Source organism: Bacillus sp. LBA3-1-1.1, from assembly GCF_040676495.1.
GTDB lineage: Bacteria > Bacillota > Bacilli > Bacillales > Bacillaceae_G > Bacillus_A > Bacillus_A nitratireducens.
Genome location: NZ_JBEGIB010000012.1, coordinates 474,816 through 498,437, shown reverse-complemented (window position 1 = coordinate 498,437; position 23,622 = coordinate 474,816). Strand labels below are relative to the sequence as shown.

Genomic DNA, 23,622 nt, shown 5'->3' with positions numbered 1-23,622 from the left:
GTAAATGTACAACAGGGCGTAAATGTACAACAGGGCGTAAATGTACAACAGGGCGTAAATGTACAAGATCAAGATGTACTCGCGTGAAGAAATTCGATCACTTCTGGTTTAAAAAACGTAATTGCTAGTTTTTTATGCCACAAAAAAGGCCGCTACTGCGACCTTTTTTACGTTTACTGAAAATGACTTATATCTGCAAATTGTTTTACTTTACCACGGTTTTCATCAAATTCAATCACACTAAGACTCGCGCTATGCATAAATGGCTCTTCCCATACATGTTCAATTTCAAAACCTGCAAAATGCCCTACGAGTAATTTCGCTGCTGCAGCATGAGTAACTATTAAAATGTTTTCTCCTTTATGCTTTTCTAAAAGAAAGTGTATCCCTTCAATTACTCTTTTATGAACGGCCGCAAAGTTTTCCCCTGATGTTGACTGAAAAAGATGTGGTTGATTCCAAAATAAATGTACTTCTTCTGGATATTGCATTTCCAAATCAGCAATTGTTTGCCCTTCCCATATCCCCATATTTATTTCATAGAAACGTTCATCTTCTATAATTGGAATATCGCGTTCCCCTTTAATCAATTCAGCAGTATGACGCGTTCTTTCGCTTGGACTACTATATATGGAATGGAGTGGAAAATCCTTCATACGCTCCCCTAATTGTTTCGCTTGTATCATACCATTCTCTGTTAATGCTGAATTTTTCCGTCCTTGCATCCGCCCTGCTACATTCCATTCTGTCTCACCGTGCCTTGTTACATATACTGTTGTCTTCATTTCACATGCTCCCTTACCATTTTGGCCGCAATTTCCAAGGCTCTACTCTCCCGACAATCCATTCATCGTATTTACTTTCAATCCCCTTTATTACTCCATCTGATATCTCTTCATGTGTAAGCCATCTTCCATATGTATCTTCTATAATAAAACCTAATATAATTCTATGATAACGACATAATCTACCACCTATTTTTTGCATGGTCATACGCGATGCTTTACTGCCTAAAATATGAAATAAACTGTATGGTTCTGATGAAAATTCTAGCTCTTTACAAATGAGTGATAGCGCATGCTTTGCACTAGAGTGTATCCAGGCAACAACTAATGTTATTGGACCATTTCTATCAATTGTACTTTTCATAGATAGTTTTAGATCATCGTCATTATGATAATCTAAAGGAAGACATGTGATATTTTCTGGTGTAATACTCGCTTGCTTAACATTTTCTAATTTCACTTCATCTCGTCCAATAACAGACACACGAAATCCTTGATCACAAAGCCACACAGAAACTTTCTTTAACATTCCTGTTCCACCAATTACAAGTGCATGCAACTTCTTCCCTCCTTAGTAAAATGTCATATGAGGTTTCTCTTCCCTATAATAATTAAGTCGGTCTTGTAACTTCCCTGAATGAAACTCAAATTTATGGCCATCTGGATCTTGAAAATATATAGATTCACAATCTCTCACATCTCGTTCTCTTCCCTTTAAAATATGAACTTCATTTTCTTCTAATCGCTTTAACAAACAATTAATATCTTCTTGTTCTACAGTGAATGAAATGTGCGTATAAGATTGCTGAATCTCATTTCTTGGAATATGTACCTCTTCATTAAGTGCTACCCACACTCCGCATATATTAAAATATGCAAGCTTTCTTCCTTTAACCAATAATTCTCCTTCTAGTATCTTTTCGTAAAACACAATAGATTTTTCTAAATCTGAAACCGAAAAACAGAGATGATTGATTCCCCTTAACAACTATAGCTCCCCCTTATACAAATGAAAAATGAGCGAAAATTCACTCATCTTTTATTATACTATTTCTTTGTAATATATGCCCATTTATAACTGAAGTCTCCACCAAACGTATGGTTAGCGATACCTTTTACATATGTCTTCTCTAAATAAGCCGTACTTTGTTGATACGTAGGTGAGATTGCAGCGTCTTGACCAATTAAGATTTTTTCAGCTTCCGCAAGTGCTTTCCAGCGTGTTGCATCATCTTTTAATAATTCCCCTTTTGATTTTGCTACTAAATCATCATACTTCGGATTAGAATAATCCATTTCATTAAATGTGCTTCCCGTTACAAACATATCAATATAAGTCATTGGATCTGGATAATCTGGACTCCAAGCAGATAATGAGAATTCATATTCAAATTTCTTTTCTAAATCTAGCTTCTGCTTATATGGTTGTTGTTTCAAATTCACCTTTAGACCCGGTAAATTTTTCTCTAACTCTTCTTTAATAAAGTCGCCCACTTTTTTACGGCTACCGTTATCATCATTCAGAAATTCTACTGTAATTGTATCTTGGCCAAGTTCTTTCTTCGCTTCTTCCCATAATTTTTTTGCTTTTTCTGCATTATCTTTACTGTCACGGAAATTTTTATTTACAGAACGGAAATCTTTCCCATCTGGCCCTGTCGTAAATTTTTCAGGTACTAAGAAATATGCTGGCAATGATCCGTCATTTAAAATAACATTCGCAATTCCTTTTTTATCATATGCCAAATCAATTGCTTCACGTACTTTTTGGTTTTTAAATGTTGCATTTTTTTGGTTAAAGCGCAAGAAATACATACGTGGATCTAACTTTGTTTTAAATTCATCTGGCTTATTCTTTTTATATTTATCAACAAATTCAGAACTTAAAATAACTCGATCTGCTTGATCACTATCATATAAATTTACTCCTGTGCTCGTTTCTTTCACAATACTTACATTAATTTCTTCTAACTTTACAGTATCTTTATCCCAATAATTAGGGTTTTTCTTTAACTGATAACTTTGTTCATGTTTCCATTGACTCATAGTAAATGGTCCATTGTATAATAATTTATCTGCTTCTAATGCATATTTATCCCCTTGTTCTTTTACATATTTTTCATTTAAAGGGAAAAATGTTGGGAATGAAGTCAGCTCAAGGAAATATGGTGCTGGTTGTTCTAATTCTACTACTAACGTTTTATCATCCTTCGCTTTCACTCCTAATTGATCTAGCGGTAATTCTCCTTTATTTACTTTCTGTGCATTTTTCACATCAAATAAAATAAATGCATACTCAGCTGCCGTTGCTTTATCTAATGCACGTTGCCATGCATATACAAAATCTTGCGCTCGAACTGGATCGCCATTAGACCATTTCGCATCTCGTAATTCAAATGTATATGTCGTTTTATTCTCACTAATCTTCACATCTTTTGCCATACCTGGAGTTGGCTTATTGTCCTTATCTAAACGATATAGCCCTTCCATTGCATTTACAAAGGCCCGGAATGATACTGAGTCCGTTGATTTTGATGTATCCATTGAAGGAATTTCTGCTGTTTCTAGTAAGTTTAATACTTGCTTATCTGCTACTCCCTTACCTGCTTCTTTCTTTGTTGTAGATGCCTTCTCCCCATTTCCGCAACCTGCAACCAATACACTAGTTGATAATGCAACTGCAGCAATCGTTGTTACCTTTCTCTTCATTCTTCCTTCCCCCAATCTATATGTATAAATGAAAGCTAGTATAATACATATTATTATACAAAAGATTCAGATTATTTCAAATATTATTTTTCACACACAAAAAAAGAAGCAGATAGAAAGTTCTTTCCATCCGCTTCTTTTTCTATCACTTTTACTTGCAATCCATCCTCTATTTCAAACGGATTTTGAACCTTGAATATTTCTTCCATCATCTTCAAAAACTCTTCTTCATTTTTAGATTCACCATTAATCGTAAGGGAGTATGGTTCAATTTCACTCAATTTATAATCAACAATAAATTGAATTGTAACTTTTTGTCTTGGCATCCCTGGGCTGTATCCTTGAAATTCTACTAATTCCATACCTTCCGATCCACGATAATATATCCACCCTGAATTTTGAAAATAGCTTTCAAACGATTCACCAATCGAAAAGAATGGATATTCATAAAGCGAACTTGTACGTACTTTTTGTATAATATCTCGATCAGTCGGAAAAAAGAAATGGCTTAAAAGAAGGCTAGCAACTGCTAAAATAGTTACGATTGTTGCTCCCATTTTACTCGTCCCACCACTATCACGGATGAGATAATTTTCAACCGATTCATCTTTAATTCCCCGTGCTTTTATTCGATATATACGCCTTTCTGCAAATTGATAATATAATCCATTCGCAAAAATCCCCATCCCAAATAGAATAAAAACGAGTAGTAAAAATGTAAGAGGTACCATATTAATGATTGGCAATGCTACGTTGAACCCCATATAATAAGAAAATGCATCACACGCTACTAATAACAACATGAATACAGCTGCTGGTACATAATATTTACGATATCCTAGCCAACCTATATTGAAAATAGTAGCCCAACCATTCCAGCTCCACCTAGCAATCCGCTTATTTTCAAGCTCCCATTTTCTTTTATAATACGGGTACTGTCTCCCTACATATACTTCTAATTCTTTGTCTATTAACGAGCTATTTTCCCCTTGTTCATTATGCAAATTTCGTTGACAATTCGCACAATTTAACTGATCATTAGTACAAGGTCGCCCACAATTTATACATTTCAAAACGATCCCTCTTTCCATCCACACTTCATTTTAAAATACCTTCATGCTTCAATAACCACTCTTTCCTCCATAAACCACCCGCATACCCAACAAGCTTTCCACTCTTTCCTATTACACGGTGACATGGAACGATAATTGAAATTGGATTCCGGCTATTTGCTCCTCCTATCGCTCGTACAGCTTTTGTATTGCCGACCTTCTCCGCAATATCTAAATATGAAGCACTTACGCCGTATGGAATAGTATAGAGCGCATCCCATACATTTTTTTGAAATACTGTTCCCTCAGCAGACAACGGAACCGTGAACTCTTTTCTTTTCCCCTTAAAATATTCCTCTAGCTCATTTATACACTGATTTATCATTTCATTTGTACGTTCTTCTTGTCGTTCATCAACAAATATAACAGACGTAATTCCTTTATCATTCGCTGTAATTTCCAGCAAACCTAATTCACTTTCATAATATGCCTGATACATATGTCATCCTCCAATTCATTTCATATTAGTCATTGTAACACGAATAGACAAAATTTTTCGTATAAGCGTTTTGTTAGGGAAACAAAAAAGAGAATGATACAATGTAAGAAAATTCAATCAAGGAGGCTATTTGATGCATTCCCAACTTTTTTCACCCTATACAATTAAGGACGTTACACTAAAAAACCGTATCGTTATGTCGCCTATGTGCATGTATTCATCAGAGAATGAGGATGGCCAAATAACTAATTTTCATCTCATCCATTATGGAACCAGGGCTGCTGGTCAAGTAGGTCTAGTTATGATTGAAGCAACAGCTGTGTTACCTGAAGGACGAATTTCTAACAAAGACCTAGGCATTTGGGATGACAGTCTAATTGAAGGCTTACATAAAACGACAACTTTTATACATGATAACGGTGCACAAGCAGCCATTCAACTCGCTCATGCCGGAAGAAAGGCTGAATTAGAAACAGACGCTTTCGCTCCCTCAGCAATTCCATTTAGCGACGGAATGAAAATACCAGTAGAAATGAATAAACAGCAAATTAAAGAAACTGTTTCCGCTTTTCAAAAAGCAGCTTTCCGCTCTAAACAAGCGGGATTTGACATTATTGAATTACACGGCGCTCACGGTTATCTTATTAATGAATTTCTTTCTCCACTTTCCAATAAGCGGACTGATGAATACGGGGGCTCACCTGAAAATCGCTATCGTTTCTTACGCGAAATCATTGATTCTGTAAATGAAGTTTGGAACGGACCGTTATTTGTTCGTATTTCGGCAAATGATTATCATCCTGACGGGTTAACGGTTCAAGATTATGTACAGTATACAGGATGGATGAAAGAACAGGGGGTAGATTTAATCGATTGTAGTTCTGGTGCTGTTGTACCGGCACATATTGATGTGTATCCTGGGTATCAAGTACAATATGCTAAACATATTAAGGAACATGTTAACATTGAAACAGGCGCAGTAGGATTAATTACAGCTGGATCACAAGCAGAGCAAATTTTAAAAACTAACGAGGCAGATTTAATTTTTATCGGACGTGAGTTACTTCGCAATCCATACTTCCCAAGAATAGCCGCCAATGAACTAGGCTTTGAATTACAAGAACCATATCAGTACCGACGAGCACCTGGAAACATTAAAACTAATAAATAAAACCGAGAAGTCATTTTTCTCGGTTTTATTTATTCTATAGTTGTAATTTCATTTGAATTATAAATATGGATACCCGATTCCTCTCGTAGCGCCGTTATATACATTCCTTTCGCCACATCTTTAGCTGAAATTGGTTTGTACTTTTTAAAAGCTCCTTTAAATATAAACGGAAGAATACGAGATAATTTCTCAGCCATTCTTTCTCCAAAACGATATTCTTGTCGATTTCCTACTAATAATGAAGGCCTAAAAATGTGTATGCCACCAATAACTAGCTTTTTCAGCTCCTCTTCCATCCTTCCCTTCACTTGCGAGTAAAAGAAGAATGATTTAGGTTTCGCTCCCATTGATGAAATAACAAGAAAATTTTGCACGCCCTGTTTTTCAGCTAAGCAAGCAGCTCGCAATGTATATTCATAATCTACTTTTTTAAAATTCGCCTTCGACTTCGCTTTTTTTATCGTTGTCCCTAAACAACTGAATACATCATCTACTGCAAAAAATTCTTTATATTCCTCTAACACTGAAAAATCCACCTGTTTCTGCTGTAATTTCTCATGTTGTAATTGTAATGGTTCCCTTACAAAAATAGTAACCGAATCGTAGTAATCTGAGTCAAGTAATAGTCGCGTTATTTCTTGTCCAACTAACCCACTTGCACCAAGTACTAACGCTGTTCGCTTATTCATATATGTGTATACCTCTTTATTTACTATTCTCCCCTATAGCTATTCGTCGCTAACAGGAGTTTCCATTCTCCCATTTTACCATAAGTAAAGCACTATGCGTACGCATAGTGCTTTACTTACTCTTTTTTCTTTTCTTTTTCTTCCATTGGTAATTTCGTTATTGTTGTAGCATCTCCTAAATTACTTATTAATCTCCTTAAAAAAATTAAAACAAAAGATAATGGCAAAACGACCGCAAGTATTAATAAGATGGCCTCCATGAAGTAACCCAAGCACTCATCCCCTTTTTTCTGCTCCCTCCCAATATATGAAAGTAACATTGTCACATATGCACTAATAATAAAAATTAATACCGTTCTTTTTGACAAATTTATAACAAAATCAAATCGTAATGATTATTATTTATTGCAACTTTCATAAAGATGTATTATACTAGGTTCGCGAACTAAAACGTAATTATTCCGTTTTGCATTAAAACGATATTTTCTTCTAATATTTGGAGAAAATATAATTGTAAAAAAGAAAAGAGGAGAATTATATGCCTAAAAAATTAGCTCTATTTTCATTTATACTTATTTTCACACTCATCTTTGCTGGATGTTCTAACAACAAAGAAGGTGCAGCGAAAAAAGATGAGAAACTTTCTGTTTATACAACCATTTTCCCACTCGCTGACTTTGCAAAAAAAATCGGTGGTGATTATGTAAATGTAGAAACAATTTACCCACCTGGTGCGGATTCTCATACATTTGAACCAAGTCAAAAGCAGACTGTACAAGTTGCGAAAGCCGATTTATTTGTTTATAACGGCGCAGAATTAGAACCATTTGCCGAAAAAATGGAAAAATCATTAAAAAAAGAAAACGTAAAAATTGTAAATGCATCTAAAGATATCGAACTTCGTGCTTCATCTGAAGAAGAGCAGCACGATCATGGAGACGGTCATAAAGAAGATGAACATCATCATGATAAAGACCCACACGTTTGGATAGATCCTACTCTTGCGATGAAACAAGCAGAAAAAATTAAAAATGCACTTGTAGAATTACAGCCTGAACATAAAAAAGAGTTCGAAAAAAACTTTGCAGCACTACAAACAAAATTTACTGATTTAGATGATCAATTTAAAGCTGTCGTTGCAAATGCAAAAACGAAAGAAATATTAGTTTCACACGCAGCTTATGGCTACTGGGAACAACGATACGGTTTAAAACAAATCCCAATCGCTGGAATTTCAGCATCTGATGAACCATCTCAAAAACAGCTGGCTGACATTACAAAAACAGTAAAAGAGCACGGTCTAAAATATATTTTATTTGAAACATTCTCCACTCCAAAAGTAGCATCAGTGATTCAACAAGAAACTGGCACAAAAATTTTACGTTTAAATCACCTTGCTACTATTTCTGAAGATGATGCTAAGAACAATAAAGATTACTTTACTTTAATGGAAGAAAACGTGAATACATTGAAAGAAGCTACTAACTAATCAACTTTTTATCCCGTATTAACGGGCAGTAAACGCCCGATTGATGCGGGCTGATAATGAGTGGGGGATGAACAAAACCCCCACTCATTAAAGTTTCACTTTATAAGAAGCTGAATATGCCATTCAGCTTCTTTTTTGTTTGTTCTCACTTGACTTGACCAAAATAACAAGTAAAATTATCCATATTAGCTTTTAAGCTATATTAATTTAGAAGGTGAGTTGGAATTATGACTCTTCACATTAGTGAAGTAACAGCAAAAAATTGGCGTTCAGTAGCTGCTTTAAACGTCGCAAAAGACCAGCAGCAATTTATTGAAAGCAATGCGTTTTCTTTAGCAGAATCATTATTTGAAGGAAACGGAACGTCAGTAGGTTTATATGATGGAGAAACACTTGTAGGGTATGCAATGTATGGATGGTATTGGGAAAAACGTAAAAGTGTCTGGTTAGATCGCTTTATGATTGATCAACAATATCAAGGAAAAGGATACGCAAAACGTTTCCTTCGCATACTCATTCAATTCTTACAAGAAAAATTTGAATGTAAAATAATTTATTTAAGTTTACATCCTGACAACAAACTCGCAATGGGACTATATGAGTCATTTGGCTTCCGTTTAAATGGTGATATTGATGACGAGGGCCCAGTTGTAGGTGTTGTAATGGAATTACTAATAGATGAAAATACAAGCCTGTGAAAACAGGCTTTTTATTATACATTTATCAATGTTATTTCTATTTTTAGTTTCTTCCCCTTATATACTCCATTTTTACAATCTAATATTCTTTCAATGAAGTTCTCCAAAGTATAAAAAAATAAACCTGCAATTACGCAGGCTTATTTCACACACTCTTGGAAATGTTCTTGGAACCATTCTTTATTAATATCTTTTCCGATAAACACTACTTCACTTACTCGCTCTTCGCCCTCTTGCCACTCTCTATCGTACGAAGCGGCAAACAGTGTATGCACACCTTGGAAAACGATACGTTTATCTACTCCATCAATAGATAAAATTCCTTTGTAACGATATAAATACTCCCCTAGCTCTTGAACGACAGCTGACATCCACTCATTCAATTTTTGTAAATCTAAAGGACGTTCTTCACGTAATACAAATGATTTTACACCTTCTAGATGGTTATGTTCTTTATGAGGGTAAATTTGTAACGTATCTTTCGTTTTAAACGTTTGTATTTGTAGTAATGATGGAATATCCACATCACAGTTAGTGGCCTCGATTAACTTTGCAGTTGGGTTAATACCTTGTAGTTCCTGCAATAGATTTTCCTTTTCACTTTCATCCACTAAATCTAATTTATTTACTAAAACGACATCAGCAAATGCAATTTGTTCTTTTGCTTCTAGTCCTTTTTCAAAATGTTTATGTATATGGTAACTATCTACTACCGTTACAACACCGTTAATTTGATATGCAGATTGAATAACAGGATCTAAAAAGAATGTTTGAATAATCGGACCTGGATTTGCAAGACCCGTCGTTTCAATTACTAATCCATCAAAGTCCATTTTACCTTCAGCTTTTACGTCCAGTAATTGTTTTAAAGCAACGAGTAAATCTTCACGTACAGTACAACATAAACATCCATTCGTCATCTCCATAATCTCTTCTTCGACATTCATAATCAGCTGATTATCAATACCAATTTGCCCTATTTCATTTACAATCACTGCTAATTTTTTACCATGATTTTCTGTTAAAATACGATTTAATAATGTCGTTTTCCCAGATCCAAGAAAACCAGTTAATATCGTTACTGGAATCATCCCTTACATCTCCTTATAGCTATATGTTTCTACATTATAGCATATAGAGAAAATCGTTTTTGTAGCAAAACATATTTATTGTATGTCCGAACCTGTAACTATATAATAATATGTAGCAAGAAAGCCTTTTCAAAAATATTATTCATTCATATAGGGGGTACTTATAGTGGAACGAGTTCAAATGGCCGAAACACTAGAATTTTCTCGTATTATTCAAGGTTTTTGGCGTTTAGCAGAATGGAATATGACAAAGCAAGAGTTACTTTCTTTTATTGAAGACTGTATGGATATGGGGATTACTACTTTCGATCACGCTGATATTTATGGCGGATATACGTGTGAAGGATTGTTTGGAGAAGCGTTACAACTCAAGCCTTCCTTACGCGAAAATATGCAAATTATCACAAAATGTGGAATCGCTCCCCCATCACCAAAATTTCCAGAACGATATGTCGCTCACTACAATACGAGTGCAGAACATATCATAAAGAGCGCGGAAAATTCATTACAAAACTTACATACAGATTATATTGATGTATTGCTCATTCACCGCCCAGATCCATTTATGGATCCAACTGAAGTGGCAGAAGCGTTCTCACGCTTAAAGCAAGAAGGCAAAGTTCATCACTTTGGTGTATCTAACTTCTTACCTTCACAATTTAATATGTTAAGTTCGTATTTAGATTTCCCGCTCATTACAAATCAAATTGAAGTATCTGCGATGCAGCTTGAGCATTTTGAAAAAGGTACGATTGATTTATGCCAAGAAAAACGAATCAATCCAATGATTTGGTCACCTCTTGCTGGTGGTGAAATCTTTACTGGTCAATCAGAACGTGCCATACGTGTACGTGAAACTTTACAAAAAGTTGCTACTGAACTAGATGTTACTAGCATCGATACGGTTATGTATGCATGGTTGCTTGCTCATCCAGCTAACATGATGCCAATCGTTGGATCTGGTAAATTAGATCGTGTTAAAACAGCCGCGCTTGCTACAAAAGTTAATTTAGATCGTCAACAATGGTTTACAATTTTCGAAAGCTCTAATGGACATCCTGTACCATAATACTCAAAAAGAAGAGCTGTTTCTTTACAGCTCTTCTTTTTCATATGTATTTCTAGTCATGGCAAATACACACATATCCCTCAATCCATTTCCATCTACTGCAACACTCGCACTTTCTAACGTACCTTCTAACTTAAAGCCTAATTTCTCAGGTATCGATCTACTCTTCTTATTTAAAGAATCGCATCGAATTTCTACGCGGTTTGCTTTCAATTCAGTGAAAGCATACTCTGTTATACCTTTTGCAGCCTCTACCATATAGCCCTTTCCACTAAACCTTGAATCAATCCAATACCCGATTTCAAATTGAGGTATGTCCCAATTAATACGATGTAATCCGGCAGATGCAACAAATTCACCTGTTTCTTTCGAAAAAACTAGTAATCTCAAATCCTCACGCTGCAAAAATTGAATATGCGATTTTCTAATACTCTCTTCTATTTCTTCCTCTGTTTGCTCTTTTTGTACAAAGACCATCCAAGGTTTTAATTCTTGTATTGAAGCTTGAATTGCGTCATATACAACTTTACCGTCACCTGGTTTTGGCATTCGAATTAAAAGCCTTTCAGTATAAAATTCAGAAGGAAAATCGAATAATAATGGATTCAATGTAAACACTCCTCATAATTCTTTTATGTTTAATAATATCCATCTCAAGATATATAGTAAAGAGGTTTCTGAATTTTACACTTTTTATTCATTCACCTCTACTGCTACACGAACTCCAGATTCAATCGCACCTTGAATCCATCCGTGATACAGCGTTGTATGATCTCCGGCAAAGTAAATTCTCCCCTCAGGTTTTACAATGACTGGCTGTAATTCAGATTCTTGACCAGCTTGAAATAGTGCAAATCCTCCAAGTGCATATGGATCCAATGTCCAACTTTTTGATATTCCAGACATGAACTCATCATATACTTGACCACCTAATATTGTTGCTAAATTTTGTAATGTGTAATAGATACGATCCCCTTTTGATAAACCATCCCATAGTAATGCATCGTATGACCACGTATAACTCCCAAGCATAATGGCTGGTCCTTTTGAACCGATTCCATGACTTGGATAATACGCATAACGTATAGGAAGATCTGTTATAATTCTCCCACCTAATTGCCCTTGTTCCTCCCAAAAACGACTTTTAAATTGAATTCCTATTTTTGTAGCTGGCATATAATGCAATTCGCGAATTGTTTTCCACTTCGCATGAGATATCGAATCAAATGGATCTACTTCTACAAATCGCATTGTTGAAAAAGGAATTGTAACAATAACTAAGTCCCCTGTAATACTACTATATTCAAAAGTTTCCTCGTTCCGATAGAAAGCTGTCACACCGTTATCTTGTTGATGAAGCTTCATTAATTTTTGATTATATATAATATTTTCTTCTAGTTGTGGTAAAAAAGACTTTGGTAATCTATCATTCCCACCTATTATTTCGCAAAATCCGCTCTCCTCTTGCATAATATATAAAAAACGTAACGTCTCAACGAATGACCTTTCTAAAAAACCTTCTAAATCTAATAGAACACCTATCATCTCAATCGTTACTGGCGAAAAATACGTATTATATTGATAAGGATGATACTTTAAAAATTGCCCTGTAGAATATCTCCCAAAATCCTTTACTACAATATCCCAATTTTTCTCTGGGTTCTTTTTTATAAAATTTATAATGGGCTGTACCGCTAACATTAATAGTTCCTCAGACGTTTTCCCAACTTCATTCATTTCCACAGGATATCTTAAAATACTTGGATCTTTTTCGTATTGTTTTAATGTCGTTTTCCTACCATTTACGTAGACAATATCTGTCTCATTCCTATTAATAAAAGGGCTCACCTGTAGCCCAAACTTTCTTATATATGCCATCGTTAATGTATGCGAATACGGAATTCTCATTGCTCCAACATCTAAGTATAATCCGGTATCTTCCATTCTAACCGTCTCTATACGACCACCTACACGATTATTTGCTTCAAAAATCTTCACTTCATGTCCCGCAGCCTTTAATAAAGATGCCGAAACTAATCCAGCCATACCGGCCCCTACTACAATAATTTGTTTCGGGCGTGACGTCTTCTTCAATCCTTTATCTATAACTTTTAACGTTTCATCCATCTCATTGTTAAACATTATATCTTTCTGCACAATTCCACCCCTTACTTCATAAAATGGGCATTAGTGGTTTAGTGCATTTTATTCATAAATCCCCTCAAACATAACACCATAGCAAGTCGAATATTCACTAAAAGTACATAAGGTATAGCTCTCACATCTCTTCACGCTCCGTATAATATAGCAACTGTAAAGAAGGAGTGGTTAAAAATGAAACATACTTATGATTACCACGCTACAAAAAAGTATTTAGAATTAAAGAAACAACAACTCTGCAAAAAACTTAGTAATATGAAATTATCTGAAAAAGAACGTGAACAAATAAAACTTGAGATTGATAACTACGAATATATATTAAACTTAGTCGAAATGAATCATTATGAACGTGGGTTTTCTCTTTAAAAGTGGATATATTATCATCCTCTTTTTTGTATGAGCATTTCACTACGCATTTTTCGTAAGTAAATATATAATAGAATGTACATTAAGATTGAGAGGTATATTCTATGATCAAATTAAGTGTATTAGACCAATCACCTATTTCTGATGGCAGTACAGCAGCTGAAGCTTTTTCACATACAGTAACACTTGCACAAGAAGTTGAAAAACTAGGATTTACACGTTTTTGGGTATCCGAACACCATAATTCTGTAAGTCTAGCAGGTTCAAGCCCAGAAATACTCATTTCACATATTGCAGCAAAAACGAATCATATTAGAGTTGGTTCGGGTGGTGTTATGTTGCCGCACTATAGTCCATATAAAGTTGCCGAGAATTTCCGCGTGTTAGAAGCACTTTATCCAAACCGCATTGACCTTGGTGTTGGTAGAGCGCCTGGTGGTATGCCGATAGCAACTCGCGCACTTCAAGAAGGTAAAATGGTCTCACTTGATCAATATCCAGAACAAATTGCAGATGTTGCTATGTACTTACATGATCAAGTACCAGAAAACCATCATTATGCAAATTTAAAGGCTACTCCAGTTATCACAACATCTCCTGAAATGTGGATGCTTGGTTCTAGCGGGGAAAGTGCAATGATTGCCGCAAAGCAAGGCGCTTCCTTTGCATTTGCACAGTTCATTAACGGATACGGTGGACCTGAAGTAATGAAGGCTTATCAAGAACAGTTCCAACCTTCCTATTTAGGTGATAAACCAAAATCAATCGTCTCTATTTTTGTTATTTGCGGAGAAACAAACGAAGAAGCGGAGAAGATAGCATCAAGCCTTGATTTATCGATTTTACTATTAGAACAAGGAAAACGGACTACTGGAACCCCGTCTATCGAAACTGCTCAAAATTATTCGTATAGTGCTTATGACCTATTTCGTATTAAAGAAAATCGTCAACGTATGATCGTCGGCGATCCGTCTTCTGTAAAAGAAAAAATATTAAACTTAAGCAAAGCATACAATGCTGAAGAGTTTATGATTGTCACAATCACTCATCAATTTGAAGATAAATTAAACTCTTATCGCTTATTGGCAGACGCTTTTAATTTATAATAACGAAAAGGAGATGCACCACATATGATGCATCTCCCTTTCTTACTACCAATCAATTGTTTTTGTTTCCTATATATTCAATAGCTTCTTTTAATAACTCATCAAAATTATGAGGATAATCATGATTTAAGTTAGGCACAACTTTATACTTATATTCTATATTTTTATCCTTTAATAACTTTACAAATTGCTGTGTACATTCGAAACAATCTTCATCTTGATCCCCACATATTATATATCCTTTTATGCTTTTATCATGTAATATTCCAATCATTTCTTCCCATTCTTCCATTTCCGGGAGCCACGGTGCCACAAAAATAAAACCGTTCACTTCTATTTCACCTTGTAACATGGAATGTAGCGCTACTCTTGCCCCAGCAGAAAAGCCACCAATAATAATATTTCCAAATGTTTTATTCACTTTAATCTTATTGTAATGTCCTTTTAACTCTTCTCTTCCTCTTTCGATATTCTCCCAAACATATCCATCTGAAAATTGAATTTGGGAAGATTGAGGCAATGCCAGCATAAAACCTTGTTCCATTACAGAGTTCCAATATGGTTCTATTATTTGTATATTTTCTTGATTCCCATGCAGTGTTATTAGTAGATTTTCATTTTGTTTGCTGTATATATATTTCACGTCTGCTTGTTCCGATTTCTTTGCTAACTCTTCTCTTTCTTTACATAATTGAACCATTCTATGAAACTCTTCAAATTTATGTAATGGTTTTAAATCATCATCGGAAATTAAATACTCACTTCCGTACCAAAATCCATTCTCTATAATGGCTTCCTTCATTAAATACATCGCTTCTTCTTCAAGTCCTGCAGCACTTGCTAACGCATATTTAAAATTATATATTTGCGCTTCATTACCCATTACACCTCTAGCGTTTTTCATTATATAAGAATACGCTTCAAAACTTCCTTTATTTGCATAACAATCTAACGTTTCATTTAATAACTTAATATAAGTCATATTATTTTCCATATAGGAATTCCCCCCGTAACCTTTTATAGTAATTGCTTCTCCAATCTTCCTATCATTCTAGGGTCACGGTATAAGTAGTTAAATTCTACAATTCAACTTAACAATACCTGATTCTCAGAATGATATTTAATAGTTAATGTATGTATACACATAATACACCACTCCTTCCTATCTACTAGTTATAGTGTAAAGTTAAATAGACTGAAAAATCAATATTTAGATAAAAAAAAGACAACAATATATTATTGTTGTTCTCATAGCATCTGCCCACTATTCTTTTTTTTCTTATCTGGTTTACTTGAAACTAAATAATGCTTTTCTGAAATATATAAGTTTCTTTTTAATATACGATTTAAATATGGTCCTAGCTTCACTCCGCATATGAGACGATCTTCGCTATCTTCAACAATTGGGAACATTTCTTTTTCTGTTACATATTGATCTACGGCCTTTTGTACGATATCAATTTCTTTAACTAGGTTTAAATTTTCTTCTGTATGTTCAAATACCTCAAGCGTTTCCTTCGTTATCAGAAAAAAATTTGTTGGAAATGCAGGTAAATATGGCTTTAATAAATCATAATTTACTGTGTAATCATCGTTTACTAAAACTGTATAAACGATATTAGCGTTCGTTTCTAGAAACTTAGCCATCGCTTGCTCTAATTCGTCTTTCGTAATTTCCCTATCTTCTTTTCCAGTTCTGAAAAAGCGAAACATCGTATCGCCTCCTTTTTACTATATTATAGCATAAAAGAAAACTGAAAAATTATAAAAAACTCTATTGAAAGAATTTTTCGATAGAGTTTTCCTTTAATCCATTTATGTTTATTTTAAGAATGCACTTAACATCCACACATGTTGTTCTAATGTCGTATGAATTGCTAATAGCATATCAGCCGATGTTTCATCACCAGCTTCACCAGCTACTTCCATACCTTCTTTCAATTCTTGAATGAGTGCAGAAAAATCATTTACTAAAGTTTGTACCATTTCTTCTGCAGACTCTTTGCTTGTCCCTTCACTCACAGTAGAAGTTGCTAGATATTCTTTCATTGTCGCTAACGGTTTTCCTTCTAGCGCTAAAATACGTTCTGCTAACTCATCAATGTAAGTCCCTGCTTCATTATAAAACTCTTCAAATTTCTCATGTAATGTAAAGAAGTGTGGTCCTGTCACATACCAGTGATAATTATGCAGTTTCACATATAACACATTCCAGTTTGCAACCTGCTTGTTTAATACTTCAACAACACTTGTTTTCGTACTCATACAATCCACTCCTCTTATCATTTTTATAATTATTATCTTTTAATAACCTAATTACATTTTACCATACATTTCCTACTCTTTTGAATGAACAGCTTATATGTAACAAAGTGTTAACAACCTTAATATTTCCCTAATATCATATAATTCATGTATTCTTTCAACTACTTCATATGTCTAATTGTCCAAGCTAACACATATGCATAATAGTAAGTCAAGCTCATCATAGAAGAAAGAGGGATAACATGGACAATCAACAATGGCAAGTAGCAAAGAAAGTCGCTGCTACTTATATCGGAACTGTCGTTGGAGCTGGATTTGCTACTGGGCGAGAAATTGTTGAATTTTTTACAGTGAACGGATTTTACGGAACCATTGGCATATGTATAAGTGGATTTTTTTTTATTTGGCTCGGTACAAAGATGATGTTACTTTCATCACAAATAGGGGCATTTTCAGCCCAAGAATTCAACAAATATTTATTTGGGGATGTATTTGGAAATGTCGTAAACACATTACTATTACTCGTATTATTTGGTGTAACAAGCGTTATGTTATCAGGAGCCGGGGCAGTATTTGAAGAACAACTCCGCCTCCCGAGACAACTTGGTATTTTCATCACAGTCATCGCCTGTCTCATTATTGGGAGCCGGGGATTACAAGGTGTTTTTGAAGTAAATACACTTGTCGTACCTATAATGATGATCTTTATTATTGGACTCGCTATCACAACCTTTATTCATGGTACAACTCCTCTTATTAACACCGTTCCTACAGAAAGTTGGAATATGAAATGGATTACTAGCCCGATTACATATGTTGCATTAAATCTTTCACTCGCCCAAAGTGTTCTCGTCCCATTAGCCAGTGAAGTAAAAGACCGAAAAGCTATTTTATGGGGTGGTATTTTAGGAGGCGCAGGGCTTTGCTTCATTTTATTATGTAGCCATTTAGCAATATTATCAGTTGAACAATTTTATCAATACAACATCCCAATGGCTGAAGTTGTAAGAAGATTTAATGCCACTTTCCACTTTTTCTTTGTTCTTATCATTTTTGGTGAAGTGTTCACAACATTAGTTGGGAATATTTTCGGAATGACAAAACAAATGCAATCCATTACAGGATGGAAAAGTCATAACATTATTTACTTCATATTACTAATTAGTTATTGCTTTAGTTACATCGGATATAGCCAATTGCTTCATATTCTATATCCAATTATCGGTTGGGTAAGCATCATTTTACTACCGATTATTGCTTTTAAACAACTTCAAAAAACATGAAAAAGCATCCGCTTATACGGATGCTTTTTCATGTTCATTCACACTCTTCACATACTTCCCAATACGGCCCCATTTCTACTGCAAGATACGGCTTTAATTGCAAACGAATCATTCGACTTGGCATGCGTTCTAATACGAATTGAACGCCTTCTTCCTCTTCATCTAACTCAACTTTTGAAATAGCAATTCTTTGCATCGTAGTAATGGGGCTTCCATCTTTATATAAAGTGATTTTCACCTCATCATATTCATTAAAATACAATTCAACATTCATTTGCTTTTTTAACATTTCATCAACAATTTCATAATTATCATTTTGTTCCTGGATTATATATTTCCAGCCGCCTCTATCCAATTCTATCGGAGCAGCTTGGAATAATGTCATCAAATCCTCGTATAGCATAAGATAACCCCTCTCTTACTAAAAAACGATGAGTATTTTATATACCCTTTATCTCTATCACTTTCCATGTTTATTGTACCATATATCACGAATCTTACCGCATTCATTTGCTTTATAAACACATACAAAACATATAGTATTTTTGATTCCTTCTCTACTCACTAGTATGTCCCTTTACTGATAACCTATCACTTTCCTTATTTCCTTCACACTACTTATAAATCTAAAAATTTCACACAAAAGAAGAGTGATTTATATCACTCTCCTCAAAAGACTTTTCCTGCGGCTGCTAATGCTAATACTATAATTAGACTGGCAAATAATAGCGATACAATTAAACTAAAAACCGGTAATATTTTCTTTTCATTCTTCTTAGATAATAATCTCAAGCTAAGAATGATATTTAACGGGACAAATATAAAATAAAAATATTTAACGATTTGTAATGAACTATTTGAAAGTGTTTTAAATACAAACACTTCAATTACAAAAACAGCAAAGAATAAAATACTTAACCAAAACGAGACATAACTAAGCCAAGAATGTCTTTTCGTTCCCCAATACACTCCCATAATAATCTCCTTTATATGTAATCTATACAATATTCATTATACACACACTTAACAAATCCCTCTATTTTTCGACAAATATTTAATAAATTGAACCTCTAATCATTGATATTCCCTATATATAAGCCCACAATAATCCGTTTATCGGCTAAAAAGACTGCCTCTAATAGCACTAATGCTATTTTGAGACAGCCTCCCCTTTTTATACTTTAAATCTTTCAATTAACACTTGTAACTCTTCAGCCATTTGAGATAGTGTACCAGCCGCGGAACTAATTTCTTCCATGGAAGCTAACTGCTCCTCAGCTGACGCTGCAACACTTTGTGTACTCGTCGCGTTATTTTGTGCTGTCATTGCAATTTGGCCAACTGAAATAGATACTTCATTTGCACCTTTTGACATTCCATTAGCCGTTTCAACCATCGTTTTAATTTGATCAGCAATTTCATTTGTAGATTGTAAAATCTCAGTGAAATTTTGTTTTGTTTCATTTGCAATAACAAGTCCAGATTGAACTTCTTCATTTACATTATTCATAGATTTTACTGTCTTACTCATATCATCTTGTATTTCACAAATTAATTTACTAATTTCACTTGATGATACACTAGATTGTTCTGCTAATTTTCGTACTTCATCAGCAACAATTGCAAAGCCTCTTCCATGCTCACCAGCTCTTGCAGCCTCAATTGCTGCATTTAAAGCTAGAAGATTTGTCTGATCTGCAATATTTTGAATGACTTCTAAAATATCACCAATTTGCTTTGATTTGTTATTCAATAACTGAATAACAGCATCTGATTGCGAAACAGATTCTGCAATAGACTGCATTTGATTCACTGTTTTTCCTACTAACTTTTCACCATCTTCTGCTTTTTCACGAGTATGAGCGGAAGCAGTATTAATAGATGATGAACTAGTTGCTACATGCTGAATCCCTTCTGTTACATCAAACAGTAACATAGCACCATTTTCTACGCTTGCTGTTTGCGTCGTTGCACCACTTGATATTTCATCCATTGCTGATGTAATTTGTTCAGTCGCTTCACTTGTTTGTCTCACACTTGCTGTTAACTCTTCAGATGCAGCTGCAACATGCCCTGCTGAAGTATTGATTCTTCCAATTAATGTGCGTAGTGAATGAGTCATCTCATTAAAACCTTTCGCAAGTTGTCCAATTTCATCATTTGAATGTATTTGAATCGTTTGAGTTAAGTCCCCTTCGCTTATTTCTTTAGAAGTGACAACTAATTGTTTTAAAGGTTTGGTAATAGAAATTGTCACGAAATAAATAAGCACTCCACCTACAACTAATGAAATAAACATTACAATTAACATATTATAAAATACAGGTTGAGCAGCCTCAACTATTTCATTTGAGTACATCGTCCCAGCAATTTTCCAACCTGTTTTTAAGTTTGTGGCAAATACCATTTTCTTTTCACTACCGCTATAAGTGTATGAAAAAGTGCCATGGTTATCTTCGTAAATTTTCTTTGCCCAAGAATCATCGGCCTTGTCACCCAATTTTTCTTTAGGGTGAGCAATTATTTTTTGTTTCCCATCTAAAATGAAAGCATAGCCTTTTTTGCCAATATTGATTAACTTTGTTGTTTTTAATAAATTATCTAAATTTAAATCTACTGCAACAACACCATTTTTATCTTCAGTTTGTTTTGCGATTGTTACGACAATATGCCCATTTCCTTGTGCCTTATATGGTTCAGTGACAACAATTCCACCTTGCTTATTCATTGCATCTTTATACCAAGAACTCTCTGTTGGATCATAATCTGTTGCCATTTTTATTTTTGGTTCTTGTACAAATTTTTTATCGTTTCCGGCAACATACACTTGTTCTACATCTTTGTTCAAACTAATATATTGAGATAATATTTTTCTTAGTTCGTCCTGATTATCCCCTTGATACATATCACTATGAATCACTCGTGCAAAATTATTTACATCGTTGAATTGCGCATCAATCATTTGATTGATTAAATTATCTAATATTCGTATATTATCCTGAGCGCTATTCATAATTTGTGTTTCAAAATTCTTTTTAGCTGTTTGATACGACATGCCCCCAATAATAGAGACTGCCGCAATTAATATAATAAAAAACGAAATTAATAGTTTTTTTGCTACCTTCATATCTCTAAACCAACTTACTAGTTTACGCATTATAAACCTCCTGTATTTTGATATTAAGTTTTAAAGATTTAATGGAGTTAATTTTGAATATATCCCATTCCTTAATTTCTATTTTTATAATTTGTTTTGATGAACACTTTGTAAAGTTTAAACAAATTAATTCCTTTTGTCTATATATATGAATAATATTATTATAAAATTTACAAATACAAAAAACCAAAGGAACAAGCCCTTTGGTTTTTTACATTTTTTTATGTTGTTTAGAAATCTTTTTCCATCTATCTCGTTCGGCTCTTGCCAGAGTAATGTTTTGTTTTCTCATAACATATGCCAATTCTCTTTGCAGCTTTTTATAGCTTAGCAAGCGCTCTACGGGTATAATCCCGTTATCTATAGCACCTCGCACTGCACATCCTGGTTCACCATCATGTTTACAATCTCGAAAGCGGCAAGTATTTGCAAGATCTTCAATATCAGAAAATGCAGTTTGGATTGCCGCGCTTCCTTCCCAAAGCTGAAGTTCTCTCATACCAGGAGTATCAATTACTAAACCACCACTTGGTAATTGGAACAATTCACGGTGAGTTGTCGTATGTCTCCCTTTACTATCTTCTTCACGTATATCGCCGGTTTTTGCTACAACTGTTCCTATTAATGCATTTAACAAAGTAGATTTCCCTGCGCCTGAAGATCCAACTAAGGCAATTGTTTTTCCTGGTGAAACAAATTGTTGCAATGATTCTATTCCGACGTACGCTAAGCTATCAACAACAAATATAGGAACACCGATTGCTACTGCTTCAGTTTCTGCAATTTTTTGTTCCACATCTTCACATAAACTACTCTTCGTTAAAACAATAATAGGCATTGCACCACTCTCATAAGCCAATAGCAAATAACGTTCCATCCTTCTTACGTTGAAATCATGGTTAAGAGCATTTACTAAAAAAAGATAATCCACATTCGTAGCTATAATTTGTTCTTCTGTTCGGTAGCCAGCCTCTTGTCTAGAAAAAGAGCTTCTCCTTGGAAAAATACGATGAATAATTGCCTTTCGCTCTCCTTCTATTTTCTTTATATACACCCAATCGCCAACTGCCGGATAATCCCCTTTCGTTAACGCTTCATGACGAAACTTTCCAGACAGTTCCGCTACATATTCACCATCATTACAAATAATCCGATATATATGCTTATGCTCAAGTAAAATACGGCCTACTTCATAGTTCTCTACAGCTTGTTCTTCAAAAAAAGAATCCCATCCGAAAGATTCTAAAATATTTTGATCCAAATTGATATCCTCCCTAGTTTGAACTTAGTGGAAGGATTGTGCGCTTACTTATAGAGTATCGCCCTTTCCGTCCACCTTTGTATTTGGTTTATTATTCATATAAGTTAATTTCGCCATAATACATCACCCCGTTCTAATTTTAATTACTCTCATTATATGGAATATCCCATTAAAAAGCTACTTTATTTAACGGAATTTTCAAACAACTTATTTTTTAGCATTTTAATTTGTCCGCGATGACTAATTTCATCTTCTAGCACATGAAACCAAAGGTAGTGCTGATTATACGCTACGCGATTAGGCCACTTTCTTTCTGACATTAGCCATTCGTCATCCTGTTCACTCAAACACTTTAGTGTTCCTTCTCGCACTTTTTGCAAAAGTTGTACATAATACGGTATGTCATAGCCACGAATAGATTTCCCCGCTTCCCCTAAATACAGTGCATCTTCCCATATTTCTAATTCTTCTTTTGTAAAGTCACGATTTTGAAAAGAAATAAGCTGATGGACTTTTTCAATAGCTGCTATATGTTTTAATAAAGCACCAATTGAATTTCCACCACTCGGCATACTTAAATCTAATTGCTCAACTGATAAATTTTTTATTTCCTGTAATGTTACAGCCCTCGTATGTTCCAGCATGCTTACTAATTCCCCTATATTTTTTGTATAACCATCTACACTTCTTATTCGATAATCTATATTCATATCACGCACCCCTTTCTACATTCATATTAAGGAATAACTGCTTCATATAATAGACTGAAATA

26 protein-coding genes are annotated in these 23,622 nt (G+C 34.5%); 7 read left to right on the top strand and 19 right to left on the bottom strand.

All coding sequences use genetic code 11. The features are described 5' to 3' along the window. Nucleotides 1–173: 173 nt before the first annotated feature. The 6 genes from MRBLBA3_RS13520 to MRBLBA3_RS13495 all read right to left on the bottom strand — a co-directional run bounded on the left by MRBLBA3_RS13520 (nt 174) and on the right by MRBLBA3_RS13495 (nt 5,045). The gene (locus tag MRBLBA3_RS13520; protein WP_212090429.1) at nt 174–785 is read right to left on the bottom strand and encodes a phosphoserine phosphatase 1; all 612 of its coding nucleotides are present in this window, start codon (nt 783–785) and stop codon (nt 174–176) included. Between the two features lie 13 nt (nt 786–798). After that, entirely contained in the window at nt 799–1,344 is a 546-nt protein-coding gene (locus MRBLBA3_RS13515) for a short-chain dehydrogenase (protein WP_212090426.1), read from the bottom strand. 12 nt (nt 1,345–1,356) lie between these two features. Then, on the bottom strand, nt 1,357–1,773 hold the full coding sequence (gene fosB, locus MRBLBA3_RS13510) for a FosBx1 family fosfomycin resistance bacillithiol transferase (protein ID WP_212090423.1): 417 nt from the start codon (nt 1,771–1,773) through the stop codon (nt 1,357–1,359). A gap of 59 nt (nt 1,774–1,832) precedes the next feature. Beyond that, entirely contained in the window at nt 1,833–3,494 is a 1,662-nt protein-coding gene (locus MRBLBA3_RS13505) for a peptide ABC transporter substrate-binding protein (protein WP_363381654.1), read from the bottom strand. An 83-nt stretch (nt 3,495–3,577) separates the two neighbouring features. After that, nucleotides 3,578–4,567 carry a DUF2628 domain-containing protein gene (locus MRBLBA3_RS13500; RefSeq protein WP_363381652.1) on the bottom strand — a complete coding sequence of 330 codons (990 nt, stop codon included), beginning with the start codon at nt 4,565–4,567 and terminating at the stop codon, nt 3,578–3,580. 25 nt (nt 4,568–4,592) lie between these two features. After that, on the bottom strand, nt 4,593–5,045 hold the full coding sequence (locus tag MRBLBA3_RS13495; protein WP_212090416.1) for a methylated-DNA--[protein]-cysteine S-methyltransferase: 453 nt from the start codon (nt 5,043–5,045) through the stop codon (nt 4,593–4,595). Between the two features lie 133 nt (nt 5,046–5,178). On the opposite strand from MRBLBA3_RS13495, the gene namA reads away from it, so the two are divergent. After that, nucleotides 5,179–6,216, top strand: a complete 1,038-nt coding sequence (namA, locus tag MRBLBA3_RS13490) for an NADPH dehydrogenase NamA (protein WP_212090414.1) — start codon at nt 5,179–5,181, stop codon at nt 6,214–6,216. A 29-nt stretch (nt 6,217–6,245) separates the two neighbouring features. Here the strand turns inward: namA and MRBLBA3_RS13485 are convergent, their stop codons facing one another. Both MRBLBA3_RS13485 and MRBLBA3_RS13480 read right to left on the bottom strand, forming a co-directional pair. Further along, nucleotides 6,246–6,905: an oxidoreductase gene (locus MRBLBA3_RS13485; protein ID WP_001042741.1), complete on the bottom strand. Its 660-nt coding sequence runs from the start codon at nt 6,903–6,905 to the stop codon at nt 6,246–6,248. A gap of 116 nt (nt 6,906–7,021) precedes the next feature. Next, nucleotides 7,022–7,177, bottom strand: coding sequence for a hypothetical protein (locus tag MRBLBA3_RS13480; RefSeq protein WP_000540342.1), 156 nt, complete (start codon nt 7,175–7,177; stop codon nt 7,022–7,024). Nucleotides 7,178–7,443: 266 nt separating this feature from the next. Between MRBLBA3_RS13480 and MRBLBA3_RS13475 the strand changes: the two genes are divergently transcribed. Together MRBLBA3_RS13475 and MRBLBA3_RS13470 are read left to right on the top strand one after the other, a co-directional pair. Further along, nucleotides 7,444–8,394, top strand: a complete 951-nt coding sequence (locus MRBLBA3_RS13475) for a metal ABC transporter substrate-binding protein (RefSeq protein WP_363381649.1) — start codon at nt 7,444–7,446, stop codon at nt 8,392–8,394. Between the two features lie 227 nt (nt 8,395–8,621). Then, nucleotides 8,622–9,092: a GNAT family N-acetyltransferase gene (locus MRBLBA3_RS13470; RefSeq protein ID WP_002031458.1), complete on the top strand. Its 471-nt coding sequence runs from the start codon at nt 8,622–8,624 to the stop codon at nt 9,090–9,092. A gap of 140 nt (nt 9,093–9,232) precedes the next feature. Here the strand turns inward: MRBLBA3_RS13470 and MRBLBA3_RS13465 are convergent, their stop codons facing one another. Continuing rightward, nucleotides 9,233–10,183: a CobW family GTP-binding protein gene (locus MRBLBA3_RS13465; protein ID WP_000613454.1), complete on the bottom strand. Its 951-nt coding sequence runs from the start codon at nt 10,181–10,183 to the stop codon at nt 9,233–9,235. 166 nt (nt 10,184–10,349) lie between these two features. On the opposite strand from MRBLBA3_RS13465, the gene MRBLBA3_RS13460 reads away from it, so the two are divergent. Continuing rightward, nucleotides 10,350–11,252, top strand: coding sequence for an aldo/keto reductase (locus MRBLBA3_RS13460; protein WP_212090411.1), 903 nt, complete (start codon nt 10,350–10,352; stop codon nt 11,250–11,252). A 24-nt stretch (nt 11,253–11,276) separates the two neighbouring features. Here MRBLBA3_RS13460 and MRBLBA3_RS13455 read toward each other — a convergent pair whose 3' ends face one another. Both MRBLBA3_RS13455 and MRBLBA3_RS13450 read right to left on the bottom strand, forming a co-directional pair. Continuing rightward, nucleotides 11,277–11,861, bottom strand: a complete 585-nt coding sequence (locus MRBLBA3_RS13455) for a GNAT family N-acetyltransferase (RefSeq protein WP_363381644.1) — start codon at nt 11,859–11,861, stop codon at nt 11,277–11,279. An 84-nt stretch (nt 11,862–11,945) separates the two neighbouring features. Beyond that, the gene (locus MRBLBA3_RS13450; protein WP_363381642.1) at nt 11,946–13,409 is read right to left on the bottom strand and encodes a flavin monoamine oxidase family protein; all 1,464 of its coding nucleotides are present in this window, start codon (nt 13,407–13,409) and stop codon (nt 11,946–11,948) included. A gap of 177 nt (nt 13,410–13,586) precedes the next feature. Between MRBLBA3_RS13450 and MRBLBA3_RS13445 the strand changes: the two genes are divergently transcribed. Both MRBLBA3_RS13445 and MRBLBA3_RS13440 read left to right on the top strand, forming a co-directional pair. Beyond that, a complete protein-coding gene (locus MRBLBA3_RS13445) occupies nt 13,587–13,778 on the top strand; it encodes a DUF3896 family protein (protein WP_363381640.1) in 192 nt (63 codons plus the stop codon). A 104-nt stretch (nt 13,779–13,882) separates the two neighbouring features. After that, nucleotides 13,883–14,884, top strand: coding sequence for an LLM class flavin-dependent oxidoreductase (locus tag MRBLBA3_RS13440; protein ID WP_363381638.1), 1,002 nt, complete (start codon nt 13,883–13,885; stop codon nt 14,882–14,884). A gap of 52 nt (nt 14,885–14,936) precedes the next feature. Here the strand turns inward: MRBLBA3_RS13440 and MRBLBA3_RS13435 are convergent, their stop codons facing one another. From MRBLBA3_RS13435 to MRBLBA3_RS13425, 3 genes are all read right to left on the bottom strand, one after another. Further along, nucleotides 14,937–15,878 (bottom strand): alpha/beta hydrolase, encoded by a 942-nt coding sequence (locus MRBLBA3_RS13435; RefSeq protein ID WP_363381636.1) that lies wholly within the window; start codon nt 15,876–15,878, stop codon nt 14,937–14,939. Between the two features lie 254 nt (nt 15,879–16,132). Then, a complete protein-coding gene (locus MRBLBA3_RS13430; RefSeq protein WP_000488199.1) occupies nt 16,133–16,597 on the bottom strand; it encodes a DUF3939 domain-containing protein in 465 nt (154 codons plus the stop codon). Nucleotides 16,598–16,705: 108 nt separating this feature from the next. Beyond that, nucleotides 16,706–17,149 carry a Dps family protein gene (locus tag MRBLBA3_RS13425; RefSeq protein WP_363381634.1) on the bottom strand — a complete coding sequence of 148 codons (444 nt, stop codon included), beginning with the start codon at nt 17,147–17,149 and terminating at the stop codon, nt 16,706–16,708. Nucleotides 17,150–17,391: 242 nt separating this feature from the next. On the opposite strand from MRBLBA3_RS13425, the gene MRBLBA3_RS13420 reads away from it, so the two are divergent. Next, nucleotides 17,392–18,432 (top strand): hypothetical protein, encoded by a 1,041-nt coding sequence (locus tag MRBLBA3_RS13420; RefSeq protein ID WP_002075563.1) that lies wholly within the window; start codon nt 17,392–17,394, stop codon nt 18,430–18,432. Between the two features lie 34 nt (nt 18,433–18,466). Here MRBLBA3_RS13420 and MRBLBA3_RS13415 read toward each other — a convergent pair whose 3' ends face one another. The 5 genes from MRBLBA3_RS13415 to MRBLBA3_RS13395 form a co-directional block, all read right to left on the bottom strand. Then, entirely contained in the window at nt 18,467–18,835 is a 369-nt protein-coding gene (locus MRBLBA3_RS13415; RefSeq protein ID WP_000965070.1) for a DUF3979 family protein, read from the bottom strand. 266 nt (nt 18,836–19,101) lie between these two features. Continuing rightward, a complete protein-coding gene (locus tag MRBLBA3_RS13410; protein ID WP_000539563.1) occupies nt 19,102–19,407 on the bottom strand; it encodes a hypothetical protein in 306 nt (101 codons plus the stop codon). Between the two features lie 199 nt (nt 19,408–19,606). Next, nucleotides 19,607–21,589 (bottom strand): methyl-accepting chemotaxis protein, encoded by a 1,983-nt coding sequence (locus tag MRBLBA3_RS13405; protein WP_363381631.1) that lies wholly within the window; start codon nt 21,587–21,589, stop codon nt 19,607–19,609. A 211-nt stretch (nt 21,590–21,800) separates the two neighbouring features. Continuing rightward, nucleotides 21,801–22,850 (bottom strand): ribosome small subunit-dependent GTPase A, encoded by a 1,050-nt coding sequence (gene rsgA / locus MRBLBA3_RS13400; RefSeq protein ID WP_090813196.1) that lies wholly within the window; start codon nt 22,848–22,850, stop codon nt 21,801–21,803. A gap of 182 nt (nt 22,851–23,032) precedes the next feature. Further along, nucleotides 23,033–23,560 (bottom strand): DinB family protein, encoded by a 528-nt coding sequence (locus tag MRBLBA3_RS13395; protein ID WP_363381629.1) that lies wholly within the window; start codon nt 23,558–23,560, stop codon nt 23,033–23,035. Between the last annotated feature and the right edge of the window lie 62 nt (nt 23,561–23,622).

What these genes read in the sequence shown, in the direction of transcription:
- namA (WP_212090414.1), top strand. Translation starts at nt 5,179, where the DNA reads ATGCATTCCCAACTTTTTTCACCCTATACAATTAAGGACGTTACACTA.
- MRBLBA3_RS13505 (WP_363381654.1), bottom strand. Translation starts at nt 3,494, where the DNA reads ATGAAGAGAAAGGTAACAACGATTGCTGCAGTTGCATTATCAACTAGT.
- MRBLBA3_RS13470 (WP_002031458.1), top strand. Translation starts at nt 8,622, where the DNA reads ATGACTCTTCACATTAGTGAAGTAACAGCAAAAAATTGGCGTTCAGTA.
- MRBLBA3_RS13440 (WP_363381638.1), top strand. Translation starts at nt 13,883, where the DNA reads ATGATCAAATTAAGTGTATTAGACCAATCACCTATTTCTGATGGCAGT.
- MRBLBA3_RS13465 (WP_000613454.1), bottom strand. Translation starts at nt 10,183, where the DNA reads ATGATTCCAGTAACGATATTAACTGGTTTTCTTGGATCTGGGAAAACG.
- MRBLBA3_RS13430 (WP_000488199.1), bottom strand. Translation starts at nt 16,597, where the DNA reads ATGTTTCGCTTTTTCAGAACTGGAAAAGAAGATAGGGAAATTACGAAA.
- MRBLBA3_RS13445 (WP_363381640.1), top strand. Translation starts at nt 13,587, where the DNA reads ATGAAACATACTTATGATTACCACGCTACAAAAAAGTATTTAGAATTA.
- MRBLBA3_RS13485 (WP_001042741.1), bottom strand. Translation starts at nt 6,905, where the DNA reads ATGAATAAGCGAACAGCGTTAGTACTTGGTGCAAGTGGGTTAGTTGGA.
- MRBLBA3_RS13520 (WP_212090429.1), bottom strand. Translation starts at nt 785, where the DNA reads ATGAAGACAACAGTATATGTAACAAGGCACGGTGAGACAGAATGGAAT.
- MRBLBA3_RS13475 (WP_363381649.1), top strand. Translation starts at nt 7,444, where the DNA reads ATGCCTAAAAAATTAGCTCTATTTTCATTTATACTTATTTTCACACTC.
- MRBLBA3_RS13415 (WP_000965070.1), bottom strand. Translation starts at nt 18,835, where the DNA reads ATGCTATACGAGGATTTGATGACATTATTCCAAGCTGCTCCGATAGAA.
- MRBLBA3_RS13405 (WP_363381631.1), bottom strand. Translation starts at nt 21,589, where the DNA reads ATGCGTAAACTAGTAAGTTGGTTTAGAGATATGAAGGTAGCAAAAAAA.
- MRBLBA3_RS13410 (WP_000539563.1), bottom strand. Translation starts at nt 19,407, where the DNA reads ATGGGAGTGTATTGGGGAACGAAAAGACATTCTTGGCTTAGTTATGTC.
- MRBLBA3_RS13395 (WP_363381629.1), bottom strand. Translation starts at nt 23,560, where the DNA reads ATGAATATAGATTATCGAATAAGAAGTGTAGATGGTTATACAAAAAAT.
- MRBLBA3_RS13425 (WP_363381634.1), bottom strand. Translation starts at nt 17,149, where the DNA reads ATGAGTACGAAAACAAGTGTTGTTGAAGTATTAAACAAGCAGGTTGCA.
- MRBLBA3_RS13435 (WP_363381636.1), bottom strand. Translation starts at nt 15,878, where the DNA reads ATGGAAAATAATATGACTTATATTAAGTTATTAAATGAAACGTTAGAT.
- MRBLBA3_RS13420 (WP_002075563.1), top strand. Translation starts at nt 17,392, where the DNA reads ATGGACAATCAACAATGGCAAGTAGCAAAGAAAGTCGCTGCTACTTAT.
- MRBLBA3_RS13495 (WP_212090416.1), bottom strand. Translation starts at nt 5,045, where the DNA reads ATGTATCAGGCATATTATGAAAGTGAATTAGGTTTGCTGGAAATTACA.